At 61.8% G+C, this 25,101-nt stretch carries 26 protein-coding genes; 13 read left to right on the top strand and 13 right to left on the bottom strand.

Translation table 11 applies throughout. The features are described 5' to 3' along the window. Positions 1–41: 41 nt before the first annotated feature. On the top strand, positions 42–2,606 hold the full coding sequence (locus tag KW403_RS16460; RefSeq protein WP_223020500.1) for a GcvT family protein: 2,565 nt from the start codon (positions 42–44) through the stop codon (positions 2,604–2,606). Here KW403_RS16460 and KW403_RS16455 read toward each other — a convergent pair. Both KW403_RS16455 and KW403_RS16450 read right to left on the bottom strand, forming a co-directional pair. After that, positions 2,603–3,310 (bottom strand): phosphate/phosphite/phosphonate ABC transporter substrate-binding protein, encoded by a 708-nt coding sequence (locus tag KW403_RS16455; protein ID WP_223020499.1) that lies wholly within the window; start codon positions 3,308–3,310, stop codon positions 2,603–2,605. The genes KW403_RS16460 and KW403_RS16455 overlap by 4 nt on opposite strands. A gap of 39 nt (positions 3,311–3,349) precedes the next feature. Further along, a complete protein-coding gene (locus tag KW403_RS16450; protein WP_223020498.1) occupies positions 3,350–4,363 on the bottom strand; it encodes a fatty acid desaturase in 1,014 nt (337 codons plus the stop codon). 183 nt (positions 4,364–4,546) lie between these two features. Here KW403_RS16450 and KW403_RS16445 point away from each other — a divergent pair, with 183 nt between their 5' ends. From KW403_RS16445 to KW403_RS16435, 3 genes are all read left to right on the top strand, one after another. Beyond that, positions 4,547–5,398 carry a helix-turn-helix domain-containing protein gene (locus KW403_RS16445; protein WP_223020497.1) on the top strand — a complete coding sequence of 284 codons (852 nt, stop codon included), beginning with the start codon at positions 4,547–4,549 and terminating at the stop codon, positions 5,396–5,398. An 80-nt stretch (positions 5,399–5,478) separates the two neighbouring features. Further along, positions 5,479–6,507, top strand: coding sequence for a betaine--homocysteine S-methyltransferase (gene bmt, locus KW403_RS16440; RefSeq protein ID WP_223020496.1), 1,029 nt, complete (start codon positions 5,479–5,481; stop codon positions 6,505–6,507). Between the two features lie 136 nt (positions 6,508–6,643). Then, positions 6,644–8,053 (top strand): MATE family efflux transporter, encoded by a 1,410-nt coding sequence (locus KW403_RS16435; RefSeq protein WP_223020495.1) that lies wholly within the window; start codon positions 6,644–6,646, stop codon positions 8,051–8,053. Here the strand turns inward: KW403_RS16435 and KW403_RS16430 are convergent. Next, complete coding sequence (locus KW403_RS16430; protein ID WP_223020494.1) at positions 8,019–8,507, bottom strand: hypothetical protein; 489 nt, start codon at positions 8,505–8,507, stop codon at positions 8,019–8,021. The genes KW403_RS16435 and KW403_RS16430 overlap by 35 nt on opposite strands. A 234-nt stretch (positions 8,508–8,741) precedes the next feature. Here KW403_RS16430 and KW403_RS16425 point away from each other — a divergent pair, with 234 nt between their 5' ends. Then, positions 8,742–9,773 (top strand): DUF1176 domain-containing protein, encoded by a 1,032-nt coding sequence (locus tag KW403_RS16425; protein ID WP_223020493.1) that lies wholly within the window; start codon positions 8,742–8,744, stop codon positions 9,771–9,773. A gap of 8 nt (positions 9,774–9,781) precedes the next feature. On the opposite strand, the gene KW403_RS16420 is transcribed toward KW403_RS16425, so the two are convergent. The 7 genes from KW403_RS16420 to KW403_RS16390 are packed head-to-tail and all read right to left on the bottom strand — an operon-like array spanning position 9,782 to position 16,006. After that, positions 9,782–10,666: an alpha/beta hydrolase gene (locus KW403_RS16420; RefSeq protein ID WP_223020492.1), complete on the bottom strand. Its 885-nt coding sequence runs from the start codon at positions 10,664–10,666 to the stop codon at positions 9,782–9,784. Beyond that, entirely contained in the window at positions 10,663–12,270 is a 1,608-nt protein-coding gene (locus KW403_RS16415) for an NTP transferase domain-containing protein (RefSeq protein ID WP_223020491.1), read from the bottom strand. Before KW403_RS16415 ends, KW403_RS16420 begins: the two co-directional genes overlap by 4 nt. Beyond that, the gene (locus tag KW403_RS16410; protein WP_223020490.1) at positions 12,267–12,971 is read right to left on the bottom strand and encodes an XdhC family protein; all 705 of its coding nucleotides are present in this window, start codon (positions 12,969–12,971) and stop codon (positions 12,267–12,269) included. Before KW403_RS16410 ends, KW403_RS16415 begins: the two co-directional genes overlap by 4 nt. Continuing rightward, complete coding sequence (locus KW403_RS16405; protein ID WP_223020489.1) at positions 12,971–13,309, bottom strand: XdhC family protein; 339 nt, start codon at positions 13,307–13,309, stop codon at positions 12,971–12,973. Before KW403_RS16405 ends, KW403_RS16410 begins: the two co-directional genes overlap by 1 nt. Then, positions 13,302–14,564: a vWA domain-containing protein gene (locus KW403_RS16400; RefSeq protein WP_223020488.1), complete on the bottom strand. Its 1,263-nt coding sequence runs from the start codon at positions 14,562–14,564 to the stop codon at positions 13,302–13,304. Before KW403_RS16400 ends, KW403_RS16405 begins: the two co-directional genes overlap by 8 nt. After that, on the bottom strand, positions 14,565–15,482 hold the full coding sequence (locus KW403_RS16395; RefSeq protein WP_378595985.1) for an AAA family ATPase: 918 nt from the start codon (positions 15,480–15,482) through the stop codon (positions 14,565–14,567). A 29-nt stretch (positions 15,483–15,511) separates the two neighbouring features. After that, complete coding sequence (locus KW403_RS16390) at positions 15,512–16,006, bottom strand: flavin reductase (RefSeq protein WP_223020487.1); 495 nt, start codon at positions 16,004–16,006, stop codon at positions 15,512–15,514. A 251-nt stretch (positions 16,007–16,257) separates the two neighbouring features. On the opposite strand from KW403_RS16390, the gene KW403_RS16385 reads away from it, so the two are divergent. From KW403_RS16385 to purB, 5 genes are all read left to right on the top strand, one after another. After that, positions 16,258–17,316 (top strand): branched-chain amino acid ABC transporter substrate-binding protein, encoded by a 1,059-nt coding sequence (locus KW403_RS16385; protein ID WP_223020486.1) that lies wholly within the window; start codon positions 16,258–16,260, stop codon positions 17,314–17,316. Next, on the top strand, positions 17,316–18,329 hold the full coding sequence (locus KW403_RS16380) for a P1 family peptidase (protein ID WP_223020485.1): 1,014 nt from the start codon (positions 17,316–17,318) through the stop codon (positions 18,327–18,329). The genes KW403_RS16385 and KW403_RS16380 overlap by 1 nt, the downstream gene beginning before the upstream one ends. 30 nt (positions 18,330–18,359) lie before the next feature. Beyond that, positions 18,360–19,082, top strand: a complete 723-nt coding sequence (locus tag KW403_RS16375; protein WP_223020484.1) for a DUF2259 domain-containing protein — start codon at positions 18,360–18,362, stop codon at positions 19,080–19,082. Between the two features lie 38 nt (positions 19,083–19,120). Continuing rightward, positions 19,121–19,618, top strand: a complete 498-nt coding sequence (locus KW403_RS16370; protein ID WP_223020483.1) for a hypothetical protein — start codon at positions 19,121–19,123, stop codon at positions 19,616–19,618. Between the two features lie 61 nt (positions 19,619–19,679). Beyond that, on the top strand, positions 19,680–20,987 hold the full coding sequence (purB, locus tag KW403_RS16365; RefSeq protein ID WP_223022612.1) for an adenylosuccinate lyase: 1,308 nt from the start codon (positions 19,680–19,682) through the stop codon (positions 20,985–20,987). 77 nt (positions 20,988–21,064) lie between these two features. On the opposite strand, the gene KW403_RS16360 is transcribed toward purB, so the two are convergent. Next, positions 21,065–21,874, bottom strand: a complete 810-nt coding sequence (locus KW403_RS16360) for a VOC family protein (RefSeq protein ID WP_223020482.1) — start codon at positions 21,872–21,874, stop codon at positions 21,065–21,067. Positions 21,875–22,095: 221 nt separating this feature from the next. On the opposite strand from KW403_RS16360, the gene KW403_RS16355 reads away from it, so the two are divergent. Beyond that, positions 22,096–22,644 carry an RBBP9/YdeN family alpha/beta hydrolase gene (locus tag KW403_RS16355; RefSeq protein ID WP_223020481.1) on the top strand — a complete coding sequence of 183 codons (549 nt, stop codon included), beginning with the start codon at positions 22,096–22,098 and terminating at the stop codon, positions 22,642–22,644. A 12-nt stretch (positions 22,645–22,656) separates the two neighbouring features. On the opposite strand, the gene KW403_RS16350 is transcribed toward KW403_RS16355, so the two are convergent. Both KW403_RS16350 and KW403_RS16345 read right to left on the bottom strand, forming a co-directional pair. Continuing rightward, complete coding sequence (locus tag KW403_RS16350; protein ID WP_223022611.1) at positions 22,657–23,430, bottom strand: HpcH/HpaI aldolase family protein; 774 nt, start codon at positions 23,428–23,430, stop codon at positions 22,657–22,659. Positions 23,431–23,443: 13 nt separating this feature from the next. Next, entirely contained in the window at positions 23,444–23,767 is a 324-nt protein-coding gene (locus KW403_RS16345; RefSeq protein ID WP_223020480.1) for a DUF1476 domain-containing protein, read from the bottom strand. Between the two features lie 271 nt (positions 23,768–24,038). Here KW403_RS16345 and purC point away from each other — a divergent pair, with 271 nt between their 5' ends. Together purC and purS are read left to right on the top strand one after the other, a co-directional pair. Next, positions 24,039–24,827, top strand: coding sequence for a phosphoribosylaminoimidazolesuccinocarboxamide synthase (gene purC / locus KW403_RS16340; RefSeq protein ID WP_223020479.1), 789 nt, complete (start codon positions 24,039–24,041; stop codon positions 24,825–24,827). A 30-nt stretch (positions 24,828–24,857) separates the two neighbouring features. Next, complete coding sequence (purS, locus tag KW403_RS16335) at positions 24,858–25,100, top strand: phosphoribosylformylglycinamidine synthase subunit PurS (RefSeq protein ID WP_223020478.1); 243 nt, start codon at positions 24,858–24,860, stop codon at positions 25,098–25,100. The last annotated feature ends 1 nt before the right edge of the window (position 25,101 follow it).

The raw sequence follows: 25,101 nt of genomic DNA, 5'->3' as shown, positions 1-25,101 counted from the left end.
GGAAATGCTCTAGTTTCGATTCCAGCAACAGGTGCAAGCTCATGAAATCGCATGCAAAAGCAGTCGTGATTGGTGGTGGCGTGGTCGGGTGTTCGGTGCTTTATCATCTTGCTCGCGCCGGCTGGAACGACGTCATGCTGATTGAGCGCTCCGAGCTTACCTCCGGCTCTTCCTGGCATGCGGCAGGCGGTTTTCACACGCTCAATGGCGATCCCAATGTTGCGAAGCTTCAGGCCTATACGGTCCAGCTCTACCGGGAAATCGAAGAGCTGTCCGGCCAGTCCTGCGGCCTCCACCTGACGGGCGGCGTCATGCTGGCCGACACCCCCGAGCGTATGGATTTTCTGCGCCTTGCCCACGCCAAGGGCCGCTATCTCGGTATGGAGACCGAGCTGATCACCCCGTCTGAAGCCAGGTCCATGTTCCCGCTCATGGATGAGCGCCACTTCGTCGGCGCCATGTGGGACCCGGTCGAAGGTCACCTCGATCCCTCCGGCACAACCCATGCCTATGCGAAGGCCGCGCGAAAACTCGGTGCCGAGATCGTGCTCAGAAACCGAGTCACGGAACTCGCGCAAACCTCTGACGGAACTTGGAAAATCATCACCGAGCAAGGAACGGTCGAGGCCGAGTACGTGGTCAATTGCGGCGGCCTGTGGGCGCGCGAAGTGGGCCGCATGGCGGGCCTCGAACTGCCGCTTCTGGCCATGGAGCACATGTATCTTCTCACCGAGCCCATGCCGGAAGTGGAGGCCTTCAACCGCGAGACCGGCCGCGAGATGATCGGCGTCATCGATTTCAAGGGCGAGATCTACACCCGCCAGGAGCGCAATGGCATTCTGCTTGGCACCTATGAGAAGGCGGCAAAGCCGTGGTCGCCGCGCGAGACGCCGTGGGATTTCGGCCATGAACTCCTGGAGCCGGACATCGACCGCATCGCTCCCTCGCTCGAAGTGGGCTTTCGCCATTTCCCGGCACTGGAAAACGCCGGCATCAAGCAGGTGATCAATGGCCCCTTCACCTTCGCGCCCGACGGCAACCCGCTTGTCGGTCCCGTTCAGGGTCTCACCAATTACTGGGTCGCCTGCGCCGTCATGGCCGGTTTCAGCCAGGGTGGCGGTGTCGGGCTTGCCCTTGCCAACTGGATGGTCGATGGCGATCCGGGCTTCGATGTGTGGGGCATGGATGTCGCTCGTTTCGGCGAATGGGCGAGCCTGCGCTACACGAATGCGAAGGTGCGCGAAAACTATTCCCGCCGTTTCTCTATACGCTTCCCCAATGAAGAACTGCCTGCAGCCCGCCCGGCGCAGACAACGCCGCTTTACGACATCATGACCCGCGACAACAATGCGGTCATGGGCGATTCCTGGGGTCTGGAAACGCCTCTCTGGTTCGCGCCGAAAGGCACCGAACCGAAGGATGTCGTCTCCTTCCACCGCTCCAATGATTTTGCGCCTGTGGGCAATGAGGTGCGCGCCGTGCGGGAACGCGTGGGCATCACCGAGATCGCCAATTTTGCAAAGTATGAGATTTCCGGCACCGGCGCGCGGGGCTTCCTCGATCACCTGATGACCAACCACCTGCCGAAGCCCGGCCGCATCGTCCTCTCGCCCATGCTCAACGAGTTCGGCAAGCTGATCGGCGATTTCACCATTGCCAATCGCGGCCCCAGAGATGCGATCGACCGCTTCATGGTCTGGGGCTCATACGCCGCGCAGATCCACCATATGCGCTGGTTCGAAAAACACCTGCCACGCGACGGCACGGTGCATCTCCACCGGTTCGACCAGACCCTGGTCGGCCTGTCGCTCGCCGGACCCAAATCCCGCGCCGTTCTCGAAAAACTGGCCGACATCGATATTTCGAAAGATGCCTTTCGCTTCATGGATTTCCGCGAAATGGCCGTTGCCGGCGCGCCCTGCATGGTCAACCGGCTCACCTATACGGGCGATCTAGGCTATGAAATCTGGATGCCGCCGGCCTATCAGCGCCAGGTCTATACGGCGCTGAAGGAGGCGGGCGCCGAATTCGGCATGGTCGATTTCGGCATGCGCGCCCTGCTTTCCATGCGGCTTGAGAAGAATTTCCCGACCTGGTTCCGCGAGCTGCGCCCGATTTACGGCCCCTTCGAGGGAGCCATGGAGCGTTTCGTCAAGCTGGACAAGGGAGATTTTGTTGGCCGCGAGGCCGCCATGCGCGAAAAGCAGGAGGGTCCGCGTCTCAGGCGCGTCTCCTTCGTCGTCGAAGCCGAGAGCGCCGATGTGATGGGCGACGAGCCCGTCTGGGCCAAGGTCGGCGACCGGGATTTCGGCACCGTCGAACCGCCGCACGGCTTCGGCGCGCCCCGCTTCGATGAAGCCGGCAAGGAGATCAGCAAAGCTGGAAACAGTCTCGTCGATGGCGCATGGCGCGTCGTCGGCTGGGTGACCTCCGGGGGCTATGCCCATTCGGTCGACAAGTCCATGGCACAGGGCTATGTGTCCGCCGCCCTTTCACAAAACGAGACCGCAGGTCTGTTCGAGATCGAGATTTTAGGCCGCCGCCGCCCGGCCCGCATCAATGTCGTGCCGCCCTTCGATCCCGCAGGCGAGCGCATGCGCAGCTAGACAAGAAGCACAGCGCGCAGCGACGCAAGTGTTTCCGCATCCGTTTCATGGCTCGTGATATAGGGAAGCCCCAGCCGCCGCGCCGTCCACCCGACAACACACAGCTTATCTAAACCAGGCACAAAACGCTGCGCCAGGGCCCAGCTGCGGCAATCCACGGCGCACACATCCGCACGCCCGTCCCGCACGGCCTCAAGCGATGCTCGATGCCCGCCTGTCTCCAGTCTTTCTGCAAATATTTCAATTCCTTCCCCCGCCTCCTTCAAATCCTGAATCAAGGCGAGAAAGCCAGAGCGCGAGAGCGTTTCATTATAGGCAAGGCGTGTGTCGCGCATCAGATCAAGCGGCAGGAGCGCCCGCCCGTGCAAAGGCGCTGTGACATCACGGCCCGTCACGTCCTTGCGCATCACCACTGCGCTGGAATAGAGCGCACCCGCCCCACCCTCATAGGCTGAATAATCCGGCTGCCCGACCACCTGCACATGGCGGGCCAGGCCCGCTTCCATCGGGCCCCAGCAGGTTTGCGCGAGAAGCAGGTTCGGGTTTCGCCACAGCGCCCGCAAATCGTCGCCACGCGAAAGCGCCTCGGGCGCATCGACACCCTGAGCGCGCAGCCCGTCGCGCAGCCGGTCCCAATGCGCATCGGTCTCATTCCGGCACTCGGGCCAGTCATACATGGGAAGGGCAGCAATCCAGTCACGCATGCGTTCTTATCCGATGCGACGCATGCCAGACGCAAGCACTCACTCTTTCACCGGCCTTGCCGGCACCGGCACGGTTCCCTGCCCGCCAACCCTGCGCCCATGCGCGCGCGGGCGAAAACCACGCGCGGCTTCCGGCATGCGCCTCAAGGCAGGATGCGGCACCGGCTCCTTGGCCTGAAAAGCAAAATCCTTCAGAAGCGCCCAGTAATTGGCATAGCTGTAACCGCCATTCATCGCGAGCCACTCACTCCGCCGTTCCCGATAGAGTGCGGGAAGCCGATACCATGGCACACGCGGCAGCTTGTGATGAACGAGATGCAGATTGTTGTTCAGGAACAGCAGCGATAGCGGCGAGCGCTCCACGATGATGGTGCGCCCGTCCGGCCGTTCCGACCATTGATGCTCGGCAAAGGTTCGGACCGAAATCAGCGACTGTCCGAGCCAGGCCGGTAGGAGACCATAAAGCCACAGCGGCATATCGAACCCGTAGCCAATGATGGTCAGAACAATGACCAGCCCCAACCCATGCAGCAACCAGGCCTTCCGCACTCCGCGCGCATTCTCGCCGGCCAGCCTCCATTCCGAAACCAGAAAGCCGGCATTCATGATCACCGGTCCAAGTACGAACCGGCCCAGCATCGTGTTGTTGATTGTCAGGAGGCGCTGCGCCCAGACGGGCATTTCCTCATATTGCCAAAGAGCCCTGTAGTGGCTCTCCGGATCCTCGAAAGGATCGGTCAGCCGTTCATCCGCGTGATGGCGCAGGTGCAGCGCCTTGAACCGGCGATAGGGATAGACAAGCCCGATGGGCAGGAACACCAGCGCTTCATTGATCGCCGCCGAGCGCGTTGGATGCCCGTGCAGGCATTCATGCATGAGCGAACTCTGCAGGGCAATCGTCAATGTCAGCAGTGCCAGTGCTGCGAGCGGCCAGTGAGGCCAGAGCAAAAAACCCGCTGCCGCCCATCCCCCGTAACAGGCGAAAATCAGGGCAAGCGTCGGCCATTCCACGGCCACAGAGCGCGTGCCCCGGCGTCTGGTCGTTTTATTCATCGGTTTTCCGGTTCTGCGCCACCCCCCAAGCCCGTCAGGCCACCACGGCAGCGCGTTTTTGATCCTGACAGGATTCTGTCAGTAGGCCGAAACACACGCAATGCGAGAAAGCGCACAATCCGTTGACTTTGCACACTTATCATCGCATTTGTTTACTAAAGTCATCATTCGTTGATAGGTGCGATGGAGAAGGTCATTATCGACAAGCGCGATCTTTCCGACACATTCCGTGATCGCCTGAGAATCCTGCTCCAGCGCTCCGGCCTCAACCAGTCGGCCTTCGCCGCAGCCGTTGGCATAGACCGCTCCGCCCTCTCCCAGCTTCTTTCCGGCGCGTCCACGCGGCTTCCGCGCGCCGAGACGCTCATCAACATTGCAGCCGAACACAAGGTGTCACTCGACTGGCTGCTCGGCCTCAGTCAGGACGAGGGCATCACCGGCGACCTGCGCGAAAGCCTTGAAATCGCCGAGGCTCAGGGCGGGTTCGACGACACGATGCTTGCCAGATGGCATGCCGAAGCCGTCGGCACCAAGATCCGCTATGTGCCCTCGGGCATTCCCGATCTTCTGCGCACGGAAGCCGTGATCCACTACGAAGCCGAGGCCATGCCCCAGCGCCGCGACACACAAATCAGCGAAGCCCGGTATCGCGTCGATTACAATCGCCGGCCCGAGACCGACATGGAGGTCTGCATGCCCCGGCATACCCTGGAGCTTTTCGCCAAGGGTGAAGGTGTGTGGCGCACCCTGCCCGAGCAGGTCCGCGCCGACCAGATCATCCACATGGCGCGCCTGCTCGACGATCTCTACCCCACGTTCCGCCTTTTCCTGTTCGATGGGCGCCGCCGCTACTCCGCGCCCTACACCATCTTCGGGCCCTATCGCGCGGCTCTCTACATGGGCGGCATGTATCTTGTGATCAGCTCCACCGGCTCCCTTCAGCGCTTGACCCGGCATTTTGACGGGCTTATCCGCGATGCCGAGATCAATGCCCATGAGGCAGCCGGGTTTGTCAAAAGCCTTCGGCTTGGATGAGGATGGCGGATTGACGGACATAAAGATTTCTTTATATCCTTTCCCCATATCGAAGCCTCGCCCGAATGGAAGGCGCGCCCATGCAGTCCCCGGCCACCACAAATCCCATCGATGCTCTGCTTGCGGAACGCGGCGTGCTCCTTGCCGATGGGGCAACCGGCACCAATCTCTTTGCCATGGGGCTCGAATCGGGCGAAGCGCCGGAGCTCTGGAACGAAGACGCGCCTGAAAAGATCGAGGCCCTGCACCAGGGCTTCGTCGATGCCGGCGCCGACATCATCCTCACCAATTCCTTTGGCGGCACACGCCACCGGCTCAAACTGCACAACGCACAGGACCGTGTCCACGAATTGAACCGCAAGGCCGCCGAGATTGCCTGCCGCATCGCCGGCAAGGCAGGACGCCGCGTTATCGTGGCAGGCTCCGTCGGCCCCACGGGCGAGCTCCTGGTGCCGCTCGGCGCGCTCACCTATGAGGAGGCGGTGGACGCCTTCACCGAACAGATGGAAGGGCTCAAGGCGGGCGGCGCGGAAGTGGCATGGATCGAAACCATGTCCGCGCCCGACGAGATCCGCGCGGCAGCCGAGGCCGCGATCCGGGTCGGCCTTCCCTACACCTATACCGGTTCCTTCGACACGGCCGGCCGCACCATGATGGGGCTCGCGCCGAAAGACATTCACACCGTTGTCGATGCGCTGCCCAGGGGACCGGTCGCCGTCGGTGCGAATTGCGGCGTTGGCGCGCCCGACATTCTGGCATCCCTTCTGGACATGACCGAAGCGCGGCCCGACGCAACGGTGGTCATCAAGGGCAATTGCGGCATTCCGGAATTTCGCGGCACCGAGGTTCACTATTCCGGAACGCCCGAATTGATGAGCGAATATGTGCGGCTTGCCGTCGATGGTGGCGCAAAGATCATCGGCGGCTGCTGCGGCACCTCCTTCGAGCATCTGGCGGCCATGCGCACTGCTCTGGATGGCCACAAAGAGCCCGAAAACCGTCCGGACATCGCAGAGATCGTCGCGCGTGTCGGCCCCATGCGCAACAAGCCCGCATCCGAAAGCGGTGCAGCGACCGCAACACGCAAAACCCGGCGCCGGCGCGATTGAGAGCCACTGGTCCAAACAATCCGGCTTGCCTGACAGGCAATGCCCGCTAAAAGCACTTTTGCGCCGAAGGCATCCTCCTTCCGCGTGTGATTTCGGCAGGCGTTGAGTGTTCCGTCTGCTGCAAGGGGTAGACGACATGGCAGCCATTGCTTCCGGCGTTTCCACGCCGGCCAATCCTTGGATTGCGGAAGCGCGTGCAATGTTGGCGCTCTCATGGCCAATGGTGCTCACCAATCTGGCGCAGATCGCCATGACCACGACCGACGTCATGATGATGGGGCGACTTGGACCCGAAGCGCTGGCGGCGGGAACACTCGGCTACAATCTCTATTTCGCCCCGCTCATATTCGGTCTTGGCCTTTTGCTGGCCACCTCTCCCATGATAGCGAGCGCCCTTGGTCGCAAGCTCCATTCCCTGCGCGATGTCAGACGCACCGTGCGGCAGGGGCTTTGGCTGGCCATTGCCGTCTCCATCCCGATCTGGCTGCTTCTGTGGCAGGCCGAGCGGGTCCTGTTGTGGATGGGGCAGGACCCGTCGCTTGCCGGCGTTGCTGGCAGTTATGTGCGAACGCTCCAATGGGCCGCCCTGCCCTTTTTCGGCTACATCGTTCTGCGTTCCTTCATCTCGGCTCTGGAGCGGCCTGGCTGGGCGCTCACCATCATGTTCCTCATGGTGGCGTTCAATGTTCTGGCGAACTGGTGCCTGATGTTCGGCAATCTCGGCTTTCCGGCACTTGGCGTGCCCGGCTCCGGCATCGCCACCACGCTTTCAAGCGCGCTCATGTTCTTCGGCCTGGCACTGGTCGTTTCGCTCGAGCGCCAGTTTCGCCGCTATCAGCTTTTTGGCCGTTTCTGGCGCCCCGATTGGCCCCGGTTCTTTGAATTGATCCGCCTCGGCCTGCCGATCGCCGGCTCCATGACCTTCGAGGTCACGATCTTCAACGCGGCAGCCCTTCTGATGGGGCTGATCAGCGGGCCCGCACTGGCCGCCCACGCCATCGCCATCCAGATTTCGTCCATCACCTTCATGGTTCCCATGGGACTTGCCCAGGCGGCAACCGTCCGCGTTGGCAGGGCCTTCGGCGCACAAAACCTCGACGCGATCACCCGTGCCGGTTGGACTGCCTTCGTCATGGGGGTTGGCTTCATGGCGTTGATGGCCGTCATCATGGTCACACTGCCTCGACCGCTCATCGGGGCTTTCCTCGACCTCGACCTGCCTGAGAATGCAGAGGTCATCGCCCTTGCAGTCACATTCCTGGCCCTTGCCGGCCTGTTTCAGGTTTTCGACGGCGCACAGGCGCTCGCCGCGGGAATGTTGCGTGGCCTCCATGACACGAAAGTGCCCATGATCTACTCATTGCTGGGCTATTGGGGGCTTGGCATGACATCGAGCGTGGTCCTCGCCTTCGTGCTGGGTATGAATGGCCCGGGCATCTGGATCGGCCTCGTGAGCGGCCTCGCTATCGTATCAGTGCTGCTCTACGTGCGCTGGCTAAGGCGCGACCGCCTCATGCCCTGGCTTCACCGGCCCCCTGCGGCTTGATCTTTCCACGTTTCGCCTCATCGATCAGCATGTTCGCCACCTGCATGCGCGTCATCGCGTTGGCACGCAGATGAGCAGGTACACGGTCCGGGTGATTGCGAAAGGCAAAATCGCGTCGCAGCCGGTCAAGCACTTTGGGATCGGTCGTTCTGCCCAGCCCCAGCTCACGGGCGATCTCGTCCGGATCGGTCGCAAGAGGCATGGCGACCGGTGGCTCCGTCTTCACGGTCTTGGCTTGGTCGGCGCGTCTTCTTGGCGGCGCCGACTGGTGCATTCCATATTCGGCTTCTGCCCGTCGGTCTGTGAAATTGATCCGCCCCGAATGCAGTTCCTCGGCCACCGACAGATAATCGAGAGAATGGAGCGTTGCCGGCGATCCGCCTGCATTCCGCGCATCTTCGTCGATCAATTCATCAAGCAATGCCGCAAAATCGCGGCTTCTCCCGATGGCCATACCGCCTCTCCCGCCGGTGCGGGAGATCCAAACATCCTCACCGCACTGCATGCACCCTTAGCGGGTGGCGGTTAAGAAACTCCCGATTTGACCAAGTCTATTTGAATCATTTCGGAAATGCACGTCTGGCCCATCCGCACGATCACATTCTGGGCAATGTTCGAACGATAGTATCTGTGCGAATCGTTGTTTCCCGCATTACCCTGCGAGCCGTTTCGAGCCGAGGAGGCCCTGATGAAACCCGTATTCACGACCGCCGCCCTTCTTGCTGTCTTCCACGCACCGGCCCTCGCCCAGGACGGCCCCTATCTGGACGACCGGTCGACACCGCAGGCCCTGTTGCAATCGCTTTACAACGCGATCAACCGCAAGGAATACGCCCGCGCCTACGACTATTTCGCAACGCCCCCGGCTACCAGTCTCAATGCCTACGCCGAAGGCTATGCAGACACCGACCACGTCTCCCTCCTCACCGGAACCGCCACGTCGGAGGGTGCGGCCGGCAGCAGCATCTATGCGCTCCCCGTCGCCATCCGCGCACGGGCCAGCGATGGCGGCGAACGGGTATTTGCCGGCTGCTATACACTGCGCCTTGCAAACCCGCAGATACAGGGAACGCCCTACAACCCGCTTCACATCGAGAATGCGCAGATGAAGCCGGCCACCGGCGAACTGGCCGACGCTCTGCCGGCCAGCTGCGGCGAGGGCGCACCCGACACAACCGATACGGTTCTGGAAAAGGCCAGGACGCTCTTTGCCTCCGTCCATGGGACCGAGTGCCCCCAGGCGCTTGAGCGCGACAGGGAAGACCAGGTTGAAAGCCACACCATCGCCTTCAACTATTCCCACGAAAGCCTCGACACCCCGAAACACGAGGCCCGGCTCTTTCGCTTCTATTGCGGAAGCGGTGCCTATAACGAGACACACGCCTATATTCTGGCGGATGAGCATGGCGGGCTCGCCCCGTTGCAATTCGCAGTTCCGGAAACCAGCGTTCAATATGTGGATGGCGATCCCGAAGGCGACGTGGAGGATGTCCGCATTGTCGGCTATACCGCCGACGCCACGCTCGTGAACTCCGACTATGATCCCGATACATTGACGCTAACCAGCTACAACAAGTGGCGCGGTCTTGGCGACGCCTTTTCATCAGGAACCTGGATCTTCCGGGAAGGGACCTTCACCCTCGTGCGCTACGATGTCGACGCGTCCTATGACGGCGAACAGGATCCGATCACCGTACTCGACTATCATACAGGCCCCTGAGGTGCCGCTCAGCGTTGGGCGAGCATCCAGTTCAGCGTTTCGCGCCAGTCGGTCATGCGGATGGGCGTGCCATGCGTCCCGGTCTCGAAGCGCACGAAGCGGGCAGGATAACCCTTTGCTACGGAACGAATTTTCCTGAAAAACTCCTCCTGCCGCTCGACCGGAAACACGCGATCATTGCTGCCGTGACCAAAGAAGACCGGCACGCGGGCGGCGAAGGCCGGGCTTTTGAGAAACGCCTCATGCCACAGGGAGCCGAGCAGCATCAGCCCGCCCAGCCGTTCCACCATCGAAGCATCTTCCGCCAGCCACCAGCACTGGACACCGCCCATCGAGCCACATGCGACAAACACGGGCGCGTCCGGCGAAGCGGCCGCGTAATGGGAGATCAGCGCCGCGATCTGCCGTTTGCCATTTGCTTCGAAATCCGCGACGTCGGGTGAAAGATAGAGCCCGCCGCTCTTCACCATCAGGTTCTTGATGCGGTTGAAGTTCCCGCCGAAGGTTAAATCGTTCACCCCCTGCCGGCGATTGCCGCCCTGCCCGTGCAGATAGATCACGATTGCGCTCGCGCCGCTGGTTTTGCCGACGGCAAAAAAGCGCAGTGTGCCCGCTTCCGTTTTCATCGCCAGTTCCTGCTGGGCGCGCCGCACGCCCGTGGAGACGTACCGCCCCTCTACCTGTCGTTCCGGCACCGCATCACGGCCGTTGATGTCCCGCATTTCCTGATAGTCTACGACGCGGTAAGCGCCGCCATCGCTCGATGACAGCACCCCTGGATAGGCAAAGAGCCGATCCTTGTGCGAAGCAAGCTCGAAGGCCTGCGCTTCCGCCACCCTAAGAAGGGCGAAAAGAACAAGGAAACAAGACTTTGCAGTGAAAACGGAACTCATTGATTCAACACGCCGCCCGCTTTCTTGAGGACCTCCGGGGTATCCACGTCGAGATGCGCCGCACCGCCGATCTCCACATCGATCACCGAAACCAGCCCCTCCTCCACCACATGCCTTGCGCCCGTGTCGCCTTCAAGCCGCGCCACCTCGGCAAAGAGTGTGCGCGGCAGTATCACCGGATTCCCGCGCTTGCCATTGTGTGTAGCCCGCACCACTGCCTTCCCGCCCGCCTTCACAAACGCGTCCACGAGCCGGTCGAGGTCGTCCGTTCCGATCTGCGGCATGTCGGCCAGCATGATCAGCGCGCCGGCAGCCTCTTCCGGCAGTGCCGCGATGCCGGTCTTGAGCGAAGTGGAGAGCCCCTCTCCATAGGCCTCGTTGGTTGCAAGTCCCAGCCCGAGTCCGTCGAGCGCCGCGCCCACCCGTTCCGCTTCATGTCCAAGCACCGCCACAGCGCCATTCACGCGGGCCTGCGCCAGTGTTGCGCCGGTCCGCCGCACCAGCGGCAAACCGTCAAATGAGGCCAGAAGTTTGTTGTGTTTGCCCATGCGGCGCGATTGTCCCGCCGCCAGAAGTACGCCCCACACGACAGGCTCGCGCGTCGGGCCCTTTCCCTCACGCGGCTGCGGCCGTGTCGGGATTTCGGCAAGAAGCCCGCCAACGCCCATGCCGGAAATGTCCGCCGATGAAACGCCAAGCCCCGCCATCAGCCGATCCAGCACCCAGTCGAAGCCGTTCGTTTTCGGGCTGCGAGCGCACCCGGGCGCGCCGATCACCGGCTTGCCTTCAATCGTGCCCAGCACCAGAAGATTGCCCGGATCGACCGGCATGCCGACCCGCTCCACCGTACCGCCCGCCTTGCGGATCGCAGCAGGGATCACATCGTCCGCATCGCACACCGCCGACGCACCAAAGATGAGCAGCATGTCGCTTTCATCCTTGAGCGCATGGAGCGCGCGCGCCACCGCATCGGTCTCATGGGCGGGGCGAAGCTCGCGCGTCACGCGGCTTCCCGAGCGCGCCAGCCGCTCGCCCGTGATCCGCGCCGTCTTGTCGAGCACGCTGTCCTTCAGGCTCGGTAGCGCCGTCTGCACCACACCGACTGCGTGCGGCCTGAACGGCGCCAAACGAAACACGTTCGATCGGATCGTCTTCATCGCGCTGTCCAGCCGCTCGCCCGACACCGCGAAGGGGATGATCTTCACCGTTGCCACCATCTGCCCTTCGACCACCGGGCTGTAGTCTGGCAGCGTGGCGAGCGTTATTGCCGGGTCAACAGCGTTAAGCCGGTCAACAGATCCCCTGTCGACAATGAAAAGACCTGACCTCTCGGCAAAAAGATTGACGCGCCCGGTCGACGGCGCACGGGCGACGATGCCATCCATCACCAGACGTTTCGCCAGGCTTTCCGCCGCCTGATCCTCGTCCAGATCGCCAGGCTCGAGCTTGGCCGCAATCACGGTCGAGATACCCTCGGCCCGAAGAAGGGCGATGTCTTCTCTCGTCAGCCGGTGCGCCTTGCGCAGCCTCGTCTCACCGGCCATCGTCGAATGCGCGAGCACCGCGCCCTCCGCCTCCTCGATGGATATCGGCCCGAATTTCACGACGGGAGCCCCCCACCATCGAGCCCGCGCGTCCGCAGCGCCCGGATCACCGAGCCAAGCACCGCCACGGCGATCTCGGCTGGCGTCGCCGCTCCTATATCGAGCCCGATGGGTGCGTCGATCCGCTCCAGCATCTCACCTGCAACGCCAAGATCGATCAGCCGCTCCACGCGCTTGGCATGGGTCTTCCGGCTCCCCAGCGCTCCGATATAGAAACACTCCGCCTCGAAGGCAGCCTTCAGGGCCGGGTCATCGATTTTCGGATCATGGGTCAGGGCTGCCAGCGCCGTATAGGCGTCGAGCGGCTGGCGGGCCAGCGCTTCATCCGGCCATTCGGCGTGAAGCGCCACATCCGGAAACCGCTCCGGCGAGGCAAAGGCGGTGCGCGGGTCGATGATCGTCAGGTCAAACCCGGCGATCTTCGCCATCGGTGCCAGCGCCTGGCTGATATGCACCGCGCCGATCACCACGAGACGCGGTGCGGGCAGATGCACGTTCAGGAAAAATTGCCGACCGTCGACCTCCGCCACGCCGGATTTTCCCGAACGGAAGGCGCGGGCCACGGCTTCTCCCAACGTGCCTGCCACCGCATCGCCCTCGCCGATCACCCGGTCGCGCCCGTCGCCCAGATCCGTCAGCAGTATCGCGGCGTTGCGCTCGCGCCGCAGCGCGTTCAGTTTCTTCAGCGAATGCGGGTCCACTAACCAAGCCTCTCCACAAAGACGCGAATGCGCCCGCCGCAGGAAAGGCCCACCTCCCAGGCGGTCTCGTCGGCCACACCGAATTCCAGCATGCGCGGCTTGCCCTCCGCGAGCACGTCAGCGGCTTCCGCCACCACCGCGCCTTCGACGCAGCCACCCGAAACGGATCCTTCGAAATTGCCTTCCGTGTCGATCACCAGATGGCTTCCCACGGGCCGGGGCGCAGAGCCCCAGGTTTCCACCACTGTGGCAATCGCCACATCGCGGCCGGCGCGCATCCATTCCTCCGCGATCATCAGCGGATCGCGCGCGTGGTCTCTTTGCACAAGATCAGACATTGGCGTTTCTCCCGCCTCTCATATGGGCACGCTGGAAGTGCCGTGCCAAGTCCCCGCCACGGGCCGGTGCCGTCAGCGCAGCCACGAGATCGCCCAGCGCATCGAGCGAGTGTACGGGCCGCAGCTCATCCACATGCGGCAGCATGGCGCGCATGCCGCGTGCGCGCGGCTCGAACCCATCGAACCCCAGCAGCGGGTTCAGCCAGATGAGCCGCCGGCACGATTTCGAAAGCCGCTCCATCTCGCGCGACAGAACCTCGATATGGTCGCGCTCCAGCCCGTCGGTGATCAAAAGCACGATGGCGCCCTGCCCCAGAACCCGGCGTGACCACAGCCGGTTGAAATCGCCCAGCACGGTTCCGATCCGCGTGCCGCCTGACCAGTCGCGCACGGTGCCCGAAGCTTCGTCCATAGCCTCGTCAGGATCGCGACGGCTGAGGGCACGCGTGATGTTGGTCAGCCGCGTGCCGAAAGTGAAACTGTGAACGCGGCGGCGTTTCTCCGTCAGCGCATGGAGAAAATGCAGAAAAATGCGCGAATACTGGCTCATCGATCCGGAAATATCGACCAAGGCCACCAGCGGCGGCGCGATCTCGCGCGGCGAGCGGAATTTTGGCAGGATCAGGTCGCCGCCCGTGCGCAGGCTCGCCCGCAGCATGGCATGCGGGTCGATCCTTGCCCCGTGCGGGTCCGGCCGGAAACGCCGCGTCGCCACACGGTCGAACGGCAGAGTAAGGTCGCGCATCGCAAGGCGAGCTTCGGCCAGTTCAGCGGCCGACATCTGGGCAAAATCCTTGCCGCGCAGCACTTCCATCGCGGTGAACGACAGGCGGGCATCGAGTTCGAACTCCGGGCGCTTCTTGATGATCGCGCGCCGTTCCTCATCGAGAGCATCTTCGGCGCGGCGGTCGCCGGCGCGCTTTTTCTCGCGCAACACCTCCGTATCCTCGCCATCCGCAACGTCTTCTGCGTCTTCCCGTTCCTTCCGGCGCGCCCAATAAAGGCGGAACACGGAATCGAACACGGCGTGGTCCTCGCGCCGTGAAATCATGGTGGAATGCAATGTCCAGTAGAAATCCAGGCGATTCTCGATCCCCACTGCAAGCACGGCGCGCACCGCATCCATCACCGCTGCCGGTCCGATTCTGAGTCCCGCACGACGAAGCATGCGGGCAAAGCCCACAATGCGGCCTGCCAGTTGCGCGCCTCCCGGTTTCGGCAGGGTTTCATAGGGCGTTGACGGCGCAGCGGCCATTCAGCCGACCCTCACCTCTTGCAGAACCCGAACACCCTCGCCCTCTTCCATCCGAACGATATCGTCCTGGTACTTCAAGAGCACGCCCATCGTGTCGGACACGGTTTCGGCATCAAGTGTTTCCTTGCCGAGCGCCGTCAGTGCCATTGCCCAATCGATGGTTTCTGCGACGCCCGGTGCCTTGAAGAGATCGAGCTCACGCAGTTTCTGCACGAACACCACGATCTGTTTTGCAAGCGTCGCATTGGCGTCCGGCACCTTCCTGGCCAAAATCTCGAGCTCGCGCTGCGCGTCCGGATAATCGACCCAATGATAAAGACAGCGTCGCTTCAGCGCGTCGTGGATCTCGCGTGTGCGGTTGGTGGTGATGACGACTATCGGCGGTTCGGTAGCTTTGATCGTGCCCAGTTCCGGCACGCTGACCTGGAAGTCGGAAAGCACTTCCAGAAGATAGGCCTCGAATGCCTCATCTGCCCGGTCGAGTTCATCGATCAGGAAGATCGGCGGTCCGTCGATGCTGCTTTCCAGCGCTTCCAGAACCGGACGGCGGATCAGATACTTCTCCGAAAAGACACCGCTTTCCATTTCCGAACGGTCATGAATGCCTGATGCTTCGGCCATGCGGATCTCGATCATCTGTGCCGCATAGTTCCACTCATAAACGGCAGAGGAAACGTCGAGTCCCTCATAGCATTGCAATCGGATCAGCTTTCGGCCCAGCCGGTCGGCAAGCACCTTGGCGATCTCGGTCTTGCCCACACCCGCCTCGCCTTCCAGAAACAGCGGGCGCTGCATCGTCAGGCTGAGATAAAGCACTGTGGCAAGCGAGCGGTCGGCCACGTAGCCACCGTCTGTCAGAAGCGCCAGTGTTTCATCGATGGATTGCGGCAGGCCGCGTGAGCTCGTTTGGGCCATCATTCCCCCAGTTTTCCCGAAAGGGTGTAGGGCTACAATACCCGGTAGCCTCGTTCATGGTAGAGGAGCGGGCTCGATTTGTCGCCGATGCTGAGGCCTGCAACATGGCCGAAATACACCCGGTGCGTCCCGAGCTCCACCGTCTTCACCACATGGCAGTCGAAAACGGCAAGCGCGTCGGGAAGGGTGGGAGCACCGGTGGCGATTGTGTCCCACTCAGCCAGCGCAAAGCGCTCTTCGGGCGAAAGCCCGGTCAGTCCCGAAAAGGCATTGGACAGATCCTGATGATCCGCCGTCAGTGTATTGAGCGCGAACACACCATTCTTTGCAAAGCTGTCATTGTTCGGGTTTTCACGGTTGAGACAGACCAGCACCGTGGGCGGATTGTCCGAAACCGAACAGGCCGCGATGGCCGTCACGCCGCGCTTGCCCGCCGGCCCATCCGTCGTGACCACGTGCACGGCTCCTGCAAAACGGGCCATGGCATCGCGGTAGTGGCGTGGTTCGATCTCGTTGGTCTTTAGCACAGTCAACTCTTCTCAACTCTCATGCGCGATATAGGAAATATCCAAAGCCTTACCAAGGAGCCCCGATACCCGACAGTGCAAAAACAGAAAAAAGCGGTACGTCAGCAAACATCTCGTGCAGAAGCTTATTGCCGGAAGTGCTTTATGACACAGTTATTTACCAGTTCAGCAGCTTTGCGGTTAAGGTCTGATGCCGGCAGGCTGATTCCCATGCTACTGCGTGACCGTCAAACGGGTAACTGAACCACGATATGCGTTGCTTGGCCTTTTTTATCTGTTGCAGCCTTGCTGCCTTTAGCCTGCCTGCCGCCCATGCGCAGGAGCCGGTTGTCGGGCTGGCCGCGCCGTTGACCGACAGTTTCGAGTTGCTTGGACGGCAGATGCGCGATGGCGCGCGCAAGGCAGCCCAAACGCTGAATGCCCGGATCATCGAGGCCGATACGCAGTGCAGCACCGAAGGTGGGGAGGCCGCCGCCCGCTCGCTCATCGATCAGAATGTATCAGTGGTCGTGGGCTTTCTTTGCACAGACGCCATCGACGCTGCGCTGCCTCTCTTCGCGGAAGCCGGCATTCCGGTCATCACGCCCGGGGTGCGCACCGCAACGCTGACCGATCAACGCGAACGTACTGGCTGGCCCGTTTTTCGCACAGCGCCACGCGCTGACGCGGAGCGCGATGCGGTGGCTCGGCTTCTCTTGCCTCGCTGGCGCGATGCGTTTTTTGCCATTGTGGACGATGGAACCATCTACGGGCGCGAATTGGCGGAAAATCTGCGTGCGACAGCCGAGTTGCAGGAGCTCAAGCCCGTCTTCATCGACACGTTCCGCCCGCAGCTCGACAATCAGATCGCCTTGGCCGGCCGCCTGAACCGCTCGGGCGCGACCCACGTGTTCGTGGGTGGTGATCGCAGCGATATCGCCATTCTGGCGCGCGACGCTGCAGGCATGGAGTACGATCTGGTCATTGCCGGCGGCGAAGCATTGCGCGCGGAGGAGAGCGCCATGCCGCTTGCGGATGGTACGCTGATGATCGGCTTGCCACGGTGGGCCGACATCGCCACCGAGACTGCCAGAAGCGCCCTCGAAGAGGCGGACATTGTTCCCGACGGATACGTACTGCCCGCCTTCGCAGCCACCGAACTCGCGGTCGCCGCACTTCGTTCCGGATCCGGCCCCATCGCCGAAGCGCTCCAGTCCGGCACGTTTCAGACAGCGCTCGGACCCTATTCCTTCGACGAGAAAGGCGATCTGAAGCAACCCCTTTACCGGCTGTTCCGCTTCGATGGGCAGACGTTTCAGGAGGTCGAGTGATGTGGCGCAGGGGGCCCAGAAACCTGATCACCGATGTGGCGGGGCTCACGGTCGGCAATCACACCGACGAGCGCGTGAAATCCGGCGTCACCACAGTTTTGTGCGAAACACCGGCGACGGCGGGGGTTCAGGTTCTTGGCGGCGCGCCTGGAACCCGTGAAACCGACGCGCTGGAGCCGCACAATCTGGTCGACGGGGTGGACGCCATCACCCTTTCGGGTGGATCCGCTTTCGGCATTGATGCGGCTGCCGGCGTTCAGGCGGCGCTGCGCGAGATGGGCCGGGGTTTTGAGATTTTGGGTTATCGCGTGCCCATCGTGCCCGGCGCCATCCTGTTCGACCTACCCAATGGCGGCAACAAGGACTGGGGCCGCTTTTCCCCCTATCGCGACTTCGGCTTCTCGGCCGCCATGTCCGCATCTGCGGAATTCGAAATCGGCACCGCTGGCGCGGGCACCGGCGCCACCACGGCCACGCTGAAGGGTGGGCTGGGCTCCGCCTCCACCGTGCTTGAAAATGGCATCACGGTCGGTGCGCTCGTTGCTGTGAATGCGGTTGGCTCTGTCAGTGTCGGCAACACACCGCATTTCTGGGCCGCCCCTTTTGAGATCGGCGACGAGTTCGGCGGCCTCGGTCTGCCTCACCCCATGCCGCCGAATGCCTCGAACGTCATCACAAAAATGCGCACGGCCGCGCGCGGCAACACCACGATTGCCGTGATTGCAACCGATGCAAGGCTCGACAAACCGGCCGCAAAGCGTCTTGCCATCGCCGCTCACGACGGTTTCGCGCGCGCCATCTGGCCGGCGCACACGCCGGTCGACGGGGACCTCGTCTTCGCGCTATCGACCGGCCGCAACGAAACGCCGCTTGATCTCGAAGCCGTGATTGATCTCAACGCCGCCGCCGCCGCAACCATGGCCCGCGCCATCGCCCGCGGCGTGTTTGCGGCCAAACCGGCTGAAGGTGATATATTTCCCACTTGGGGGAAAACATCTGTCGTAAGGCAGTGAGACGAGCATTCAGCCGAAAGGAATGTCATCATGAAACAGTTTCTCATGGCACTGTGCGCCGCACTCCTTGCCGCCTCGCCCGCTGCTCATGCAGGAGACACGCCCTCGGTCGAGGTTCTCGGCTTTTCAGACGACGGTTCCACATTCGCCTTCGAGGAATTCGGTGTGCAGGACGGGTCCGGCTTCGCTTACGCCAATCGCTATTTCATCGATACCGCCAATGACAGCTTCCTGCCCGGCACGCCCATCCGCGTGACCCTTGAACAGGACGGAGCCAGCATTTCCGATGCACGCGCTGAAGCCAGAACACAGTCTCAATCTGTCATTGCAGACAGCGAGCTTGCTGAAAACCGTGGTTTCACCGCCGGCTGGAACGTCGTGACGGAACAATCGGCCGACCCCTTCCGCATGGCCGTCAATCCCCGTCCGGTCTTTCCCTCCATCGACAGCCCCCTCGAATTCCGACTTGATGAACTATCCATGCCGGATGGAGCCGAATGTTACGGCTTCGGCGAACCAGCCGGCTTTCGCCTCACACGCATCGGTACAGAGGCCGGGGCAGAAACCGTTCTTGTGCATGAAGACAGCGCGATCCCGCAAAGTCGCGGTTGTCCCCTCGGTTACAGCATCAGCGGCATTCAGACATTCTACCCGGAAGGCGGCACACCGGTTTTTGCGGTGATGATCGCCGTGCGCAAAGTGGGCTTTGAAGGGCCCGATCACCGCTTCATCGCCGTCACAGGGCGGTTCTAGCGGTTGATGCCCGGGGGCAGCGAAGTCGGGAGCTCTTCGTGAAGCAGTGTCTTGCCAGCCTGCGGCAGGCGTTGCCATCGCCCGCACGGGCGTTGACCGGCGCGCTCTTTTGGGGCGCGCTTATGGGCGTCAACATGCTTGCTTTTCTATGCGCACGCGGATGGCAGACATTGCCGCAAGTGGCAGCGTTGACATCGATCTTTGCACTGGGTGCAGCTCTCGCCTTTCCTGTCGGCCACACATTTCAGGCGCTCCTTGCGCGCAAGTCCGGACCGGAGGTGCGCTTCGCTGCCGCATTCGTCTCCTTCGCACTCACCACCATCTGCATCACCGCAGCGCTCTATGCGTTGCAATATCGTGCCTATTACGCTCAGTGGCACGGCGATCCCCTTTCGGTCCGGTGGATACTTCAGTTCGTTTTCACCACTGCGGGTGCTGTCTATCAATTTGCCGTCATAGGGCTTCGCGTCTATTTTCCCTGGGGATTGGCCGCACTTTTTGCCCTCTCCTACATCTATGCCGCCAAGCCGCGTTGAGGAAAACGCGCAGCTCTGCTAGTCAGGCGCCGACCCCACTTTCATGGAAGGCAAGGCACGCATGATCCCGCGCTATTCGCGGCCGGAAATGGCCGCAATCTGGTCGCCCGAGACCAAGTTCCGCATCTGGTTCGAAATCGAGGCTCACGCCGCAGACGCGATGGCCGAGCTCGGCATCGTGCCGAAGGAAGCCGCCAAGACCATCTGGGAAAAGGCAGGCAATGCCACCTTCGATATCGACCGCATTGACGAGATCGAGCGCGAAACGAAGCATGACGTCATCGCCTTCCTGACGCATCTGGCAGAGATCGTCGGCCCCGAGGCCCGCTTCGTGCACCAGGGCATGACCTCTTCGGATGTGCTCGACACCTGCCTCAGCGTCCAGCTCGTGCGCGCCACCGATATCCTTCTGGACGATCTCGACAAGCTGCTCGCCGCCTTGAAGAAACGCGCTTTCGAGCACAAGGATACCGTCACCATTGGCCGCAGCCACGGCATCCATGCCGAGCCGACCACCTTCGGCGTCAAGCTGGCGCAGGCCTATGCCGAGTTCGAGCGCTGCCGTACTCGCCTCATCAACGCGCGTGAGGAAATCGCTACCTGCGCCATCTCCGGCGCGGTCGGCACCTTTGCCAACATCGATCCCAGCGTCGAGGCCCACGTTGCGGAGAAGATGGGCCTGAAGCCAGAGCCGGTCTCCACACAGGTCATCCCGCGTGATCGCCATGCCATGTATTTCGCCACGCTCGCCGTGATCGCCTCCTCCATCGAGCGGCTCTCGGTCGAGGTGCGTCACCTGCAGCGCACCGAGGTTCTGGAGGCGGAAGAGTACTTCTCGCCGGGCCAGAAGGGCTCGTCGGCCATGCCGCACAAGCGCAACCCGGTCCTGTCGGAAAATCTGACCGGCCTTGCCCGCATGGTGCGCGCCTACGCCATGCCCGCCATGGAGAACGTGGCGCTCTGGCACGAGCGCGACATTTCGCACTCCTCCGTGGAGCGCATGATCGGCCCGGATGCCACCGTCACGCTCGATTTCGCTCTCATGCGTCTGACCGGCATGATGGAAAAGCTGGTCGTCTATCCCGAAACCATGGACAAGAACCTCAACAAGTTCCGCGGCCTCGTCCATTCGCAGCGTGTGCTTCTGGCGCTCACCCAGGCGGGCGTGTCACGCGAGGATGCCTATCGGCTGGTGCAGAGAAATGCCATGAAGGTCTGGGAACAGGGTGCCGATTTCCTTGAAGAGCTTCTGGGCGACAAGGATGTGCGCGCCGCGCTCTCGGAAGACGAAATCCGCGAAAAATTCGACCTTGGTTACCACACCAAGCATGTGGACACGATCTTCGAGCGGGTCTTCGGCGAAAGCTGATATTCCCGCCTTGAGACGCAAAAACGCCGGCGCATCACCCGATACGCCGGCGTTTTGATTTTTTCGACCAATCCACCTCAGCGCGTTGGAGACACGCGGATCACCGTGCCCCACGGGTCGGCATACTCCTTCTCCGCTGTCGCATTCCTGCTCTTCAGTTCAAGCCAGGAAAGTCCCGTGCGGTTGGGATTGCGTTTGCCCGCCCCGGCACTGCGCCAGCTGTTGGCTCCGATGTGGTGGTGGTAACCGCCCGTTGCCAGAAACACCGCCTGCGTGCCGTAGCGCGTCATCGTGTCGAAGCCCTGCGCCTCATGCCACCAGGTTTCCGCCGTCTTCGGATCGCCCACCCGCAAATGCACATGGCCGATCACCGTGTTTTCCGGCGCACCCTGCCAGCCTGTATCGCCGTCCGCCAGGGTGGACAACAGGCTCGAGAAATCAAGCCGCTCGGTCGCCATCGCAATGCCGTCCTCGTTCCTGGTCCAGCTTTCAGGTGGCCGGTCGGCGTAGATCTCGATGCCGTTGCCTTCCGGGTCGGAAAGATAGAGCGCTTCACTCACCAGATGGTCTGAAGCGCCTTCAAGCTGCATGTTCCGGTCGCGGGCAAAGAGCGCCCAGCGCGCCAGGTCAGCCCGTTCGGGCAGCAGGAACGCCGTGTGAAAAAGCCCTGCCCCTCGCGGGTCATCCGGTTCGGCGGTGCGGTCTTCGGCGATTTCCATCAGCGTGCGGTCACCGATCCCCAGCGCAATCGCGCCATCCTCGCCGTCCATCTCCTGAAAGCCCAGGAGATCGGCATAGAACGCGGCCAAGTTTCGCGCGTGACGTGCTTTCAAACCAACGCGGCCGATCCTCACCGGCGTGGTCGCAGCGAAGGGGGTACCATTCATTGCCTATTCTCCAAGGATTTCGATGGCTTGCCCAAACGGCGAACCACCATGTTTTCATGGAAACTGGCGTGTCGCGATCCCCAGCGCAAGCGCGCTACCGGCAAACACTTCGTTCACATATTCGATGACAATCAGGAAATATCGTTCGAAATATCCAGAAACAGCGTCGGAACCTGCCCGAGCACTTGCATGGCACGAACACGATGGCTACATGGCCGGCCATGAAAGCTTCAGACGCCGACATCCTCATCATTCCCGGTTATACGAATTCCGGGCCCGACCACTGGCAGACCCGCTGGCAGGAACGCCTGAAATCGGCGCGCCGTGTCGAGCAGGAAGCGTGGTCGAAACCCGTGCGTGACGACTGGGTGGCCAATGTCGTCAAGGCCGTCAACGAAGCGGAGAAGCCGGTCGTTCTCGTTGCCCACTCGCTGGGCGTTGCCACGGCCGTTCAGGCAATTCCTGAATTCCAGAAGCCGGTGGCTGGGGCGTTCTTCGTTGCTCCCCCTGATGTCTCCAACAGCAAGATCAGGCCGAAACACCTGATGACGTTCGGCCCCTACCCGCGCGATCCGCTGCCGTTCCCGTCGATCACCATCGCCAGCCGAAACGACCATTTCTGTGCCTTCGATGTCGCCGAAGACATCGCGGCTGCGTGGGGATCGCTTTTTATGGACGCTGGCGAATCCGGCCACATCAATGCCGAATCGGGTTTCGGGCCGTGGCCTGAAGGCTCCATGACCTTTGCAAAATTTGTCCAGCAACTTTGATGGGACGCACCGCTAGAACTTGATGGAATCGCGCGCAGCCTTCAGCATGGCGGGTGCGCCTTCCTGCATGTAGGCGGCTTCCGCCCCTAGCGCGAAAAGCCTGAAACCCATCTCGTGAAAACGCCCGACAAGGCCGGGATCGACCACGTAGATGGCGGCGTGCTTGCCCGCCGCACGCGTCTTCTGCGCGATTGTTTCGATTGCCGGCATCATGTCCTCGAGCGCGGGATCCACCGTCCTGCCATTCGACCATGCGATGGAAAAGTCCGACGGGCCGACCAGAACACCGTCTATCCCGTCGACCGCCAGAACATCGTCAAGTGCCGAGAGCGCCTGTCGGGTCTCGATCATTGCAAACGCGATCGTTTCGGCATTGGCCGTTTCAAGCCAGGCCTGCCCGTCGCTCTTCCCAGAACGCGGCATGGCAAAGCTTGGCCCCCAGGAGCGCAGCCCGGTTGGCGGATATTTCATCGCGGCTGCGAAAGCGCGGGCGTCCTGCACCGAATTCACCATCGGAGCGATCACCGCCTCTGCTCCCATATCGAGCGCGCGGCTCGCCATATCGAAACGACCGACAGGAATGCGCACCATCGGATGCTTTCGATTGAGCCGGATACCGCCAATTCCACGCAGCACGCTGTCTTCGTGATGTCCGCCATGCTGCATGTCGAGCGTCACAGCGCCGAAATCCAGCCCCGCTACGAGTTCGACAGTCTGCGAATCGGGAATGGAAGACCAGGCGGAGAAAACGCTCTCGCCTGCTTCAAGCAGCGCGGCCAGTGACAGTGTCGACACGATTCTACTCGCTGTTCTTGACCTGCTCGATCGCCGTTGCGAGCAATTCGTCCATCGTGCGGCGAATCTGGTGATCCGACTGCTGAACGCCCGCCACATCAAAATCCTTGCGTACCTTGCGGAACACGTCGTCATCCCCGGCTTCTTCGAAATCCGCATTCACGACTTCACGTGCATAGGCTTCCGCTTCATCACCGCTCTTGCCCAGAAGATCGGCGGCCCACAGACCCAGAAGCTTGTTGCGGCGCGCCATGGCCTTGAATTTCTGGGTTTCGTCGTGAACGAACTTGTTTTCGAACGCGTCTTCGCGATCTTTCATGTTGGCCATATTGCAAATCCTCCGGCTCGCGCATCGGCTGGCGATGCTGAAACAACTGTTTGGAGAGCAGAAACCAGAAGCCCCGCCCCGGGTCAATACGCTCGTTTGCCCCACCTGCCCTGTGCCGGCAGGGCACAAAGACGTTGGCTAACACAAATGGCAATTGTGGTAAGAGTGGGTTTGCGCTAGAGACCGCGTGAAACAATGCATCCATGAAACTGCCGCATTGCGGAACTTCCGCGCGAAGTTTCCCTGTTTAGGCAACGGACCAGGAAAAGACATGAACCGTCGTCGCCGCATCTATGAGGGCAAGGCCAAAATTCTTTATGAAGGCCCCGAGCCCGGCACCTTGATCCAGTTCTTCAAGGACGACGCCACCGCCTTCAACAAGAAGAAGCACGAAATTGTCGACGGCAAGGGCGTGCTCAACAACCGGATCTCGGAATATATTTTCGAGCATCTGAACCGGATCGGCATCCCGACTCACTTCATACGCCGCCTCAACATGCGCGAGCAGTTGATCAAGGAAGTGGAGATCATTCCGCTCGAAATCGTCGTGCGCAATGTCGCCGCCGGCTCGCTCGCCAAGCGGCTGGGCATCGAGGAGGGCACCGTTCTGCCCCGTTCGATCATAGAGTTCTACTACAAGGCCGATGCTCTGGACGATCCGATGGTCTCCGAAGAGCACATCACGGCTTTCGGCTGGGCCAGCCCCCAGGAGATTGACGACATGATGGCGCTCGCCATCCGCGTCAACGATTTCCTCACCGGCCTTTTCCTCGGCGTCGGCATCCAGCTTGTCGATTTCAAGATGGAATGCGGGCGTTTGTGGGAAAACGAGATGATGCGTGTGATCGTGGCGGATGAGATTTCGCCCGATTCCTGCCGCCTGTGGGACACCACCACGCAGGACAAGATGGACAAGGACCGTTTTCGCCGCGACATGGGCGGGCTGGTCGAGGCCTATCAGGAAGTCGCGCGCCGCCTCGGCATCATGAACGAGAACGAACCGCCACGCGGCAATGGCCCGGTCCTCGTATCCTCCAAAGACAACAAGACGCGCCACTAGGCCGTTTCAGGACATGTAGGGAGCAGCAAAGTGATCAAGGCCCGCGTCACCGTGACGTTGAAGAATGGCGTTCTGGACCCGCAGGGAAAAGCCATCGAAGGCGCGCTCGATGCGCTCGGTTTTTCCGGGGTAGGTTCGGTGCGCCAGGGCAAGGTCTTCGATCTGGAACTTGAGGGTTCCGACAAGGCCAAGGCCGAGAGCGACCTCAATGCCATGTGCGAAAAGCTTCTGGCGAACACGGTGATTGAGGACTACACTGTCTCCGTTACCTGAG

The sequence above is a fragment of the Nitratireductor kimnyeongensis genome (assembly GCF_019891395.1).
In the GTDB taxonomy this organism is placed as follows: domain Bacteria; phylum Pseudomonadota; class Alphaproteobacteria; order Rhizobiales; family Rhizobiaceae; genus Nitratireductor; species Nitratireductor kimnyeongensis.
Note: the sequence above shows the minus strand (reverse complement) of the source record. Positions and strands in the feature narration are given on the sequence as shown.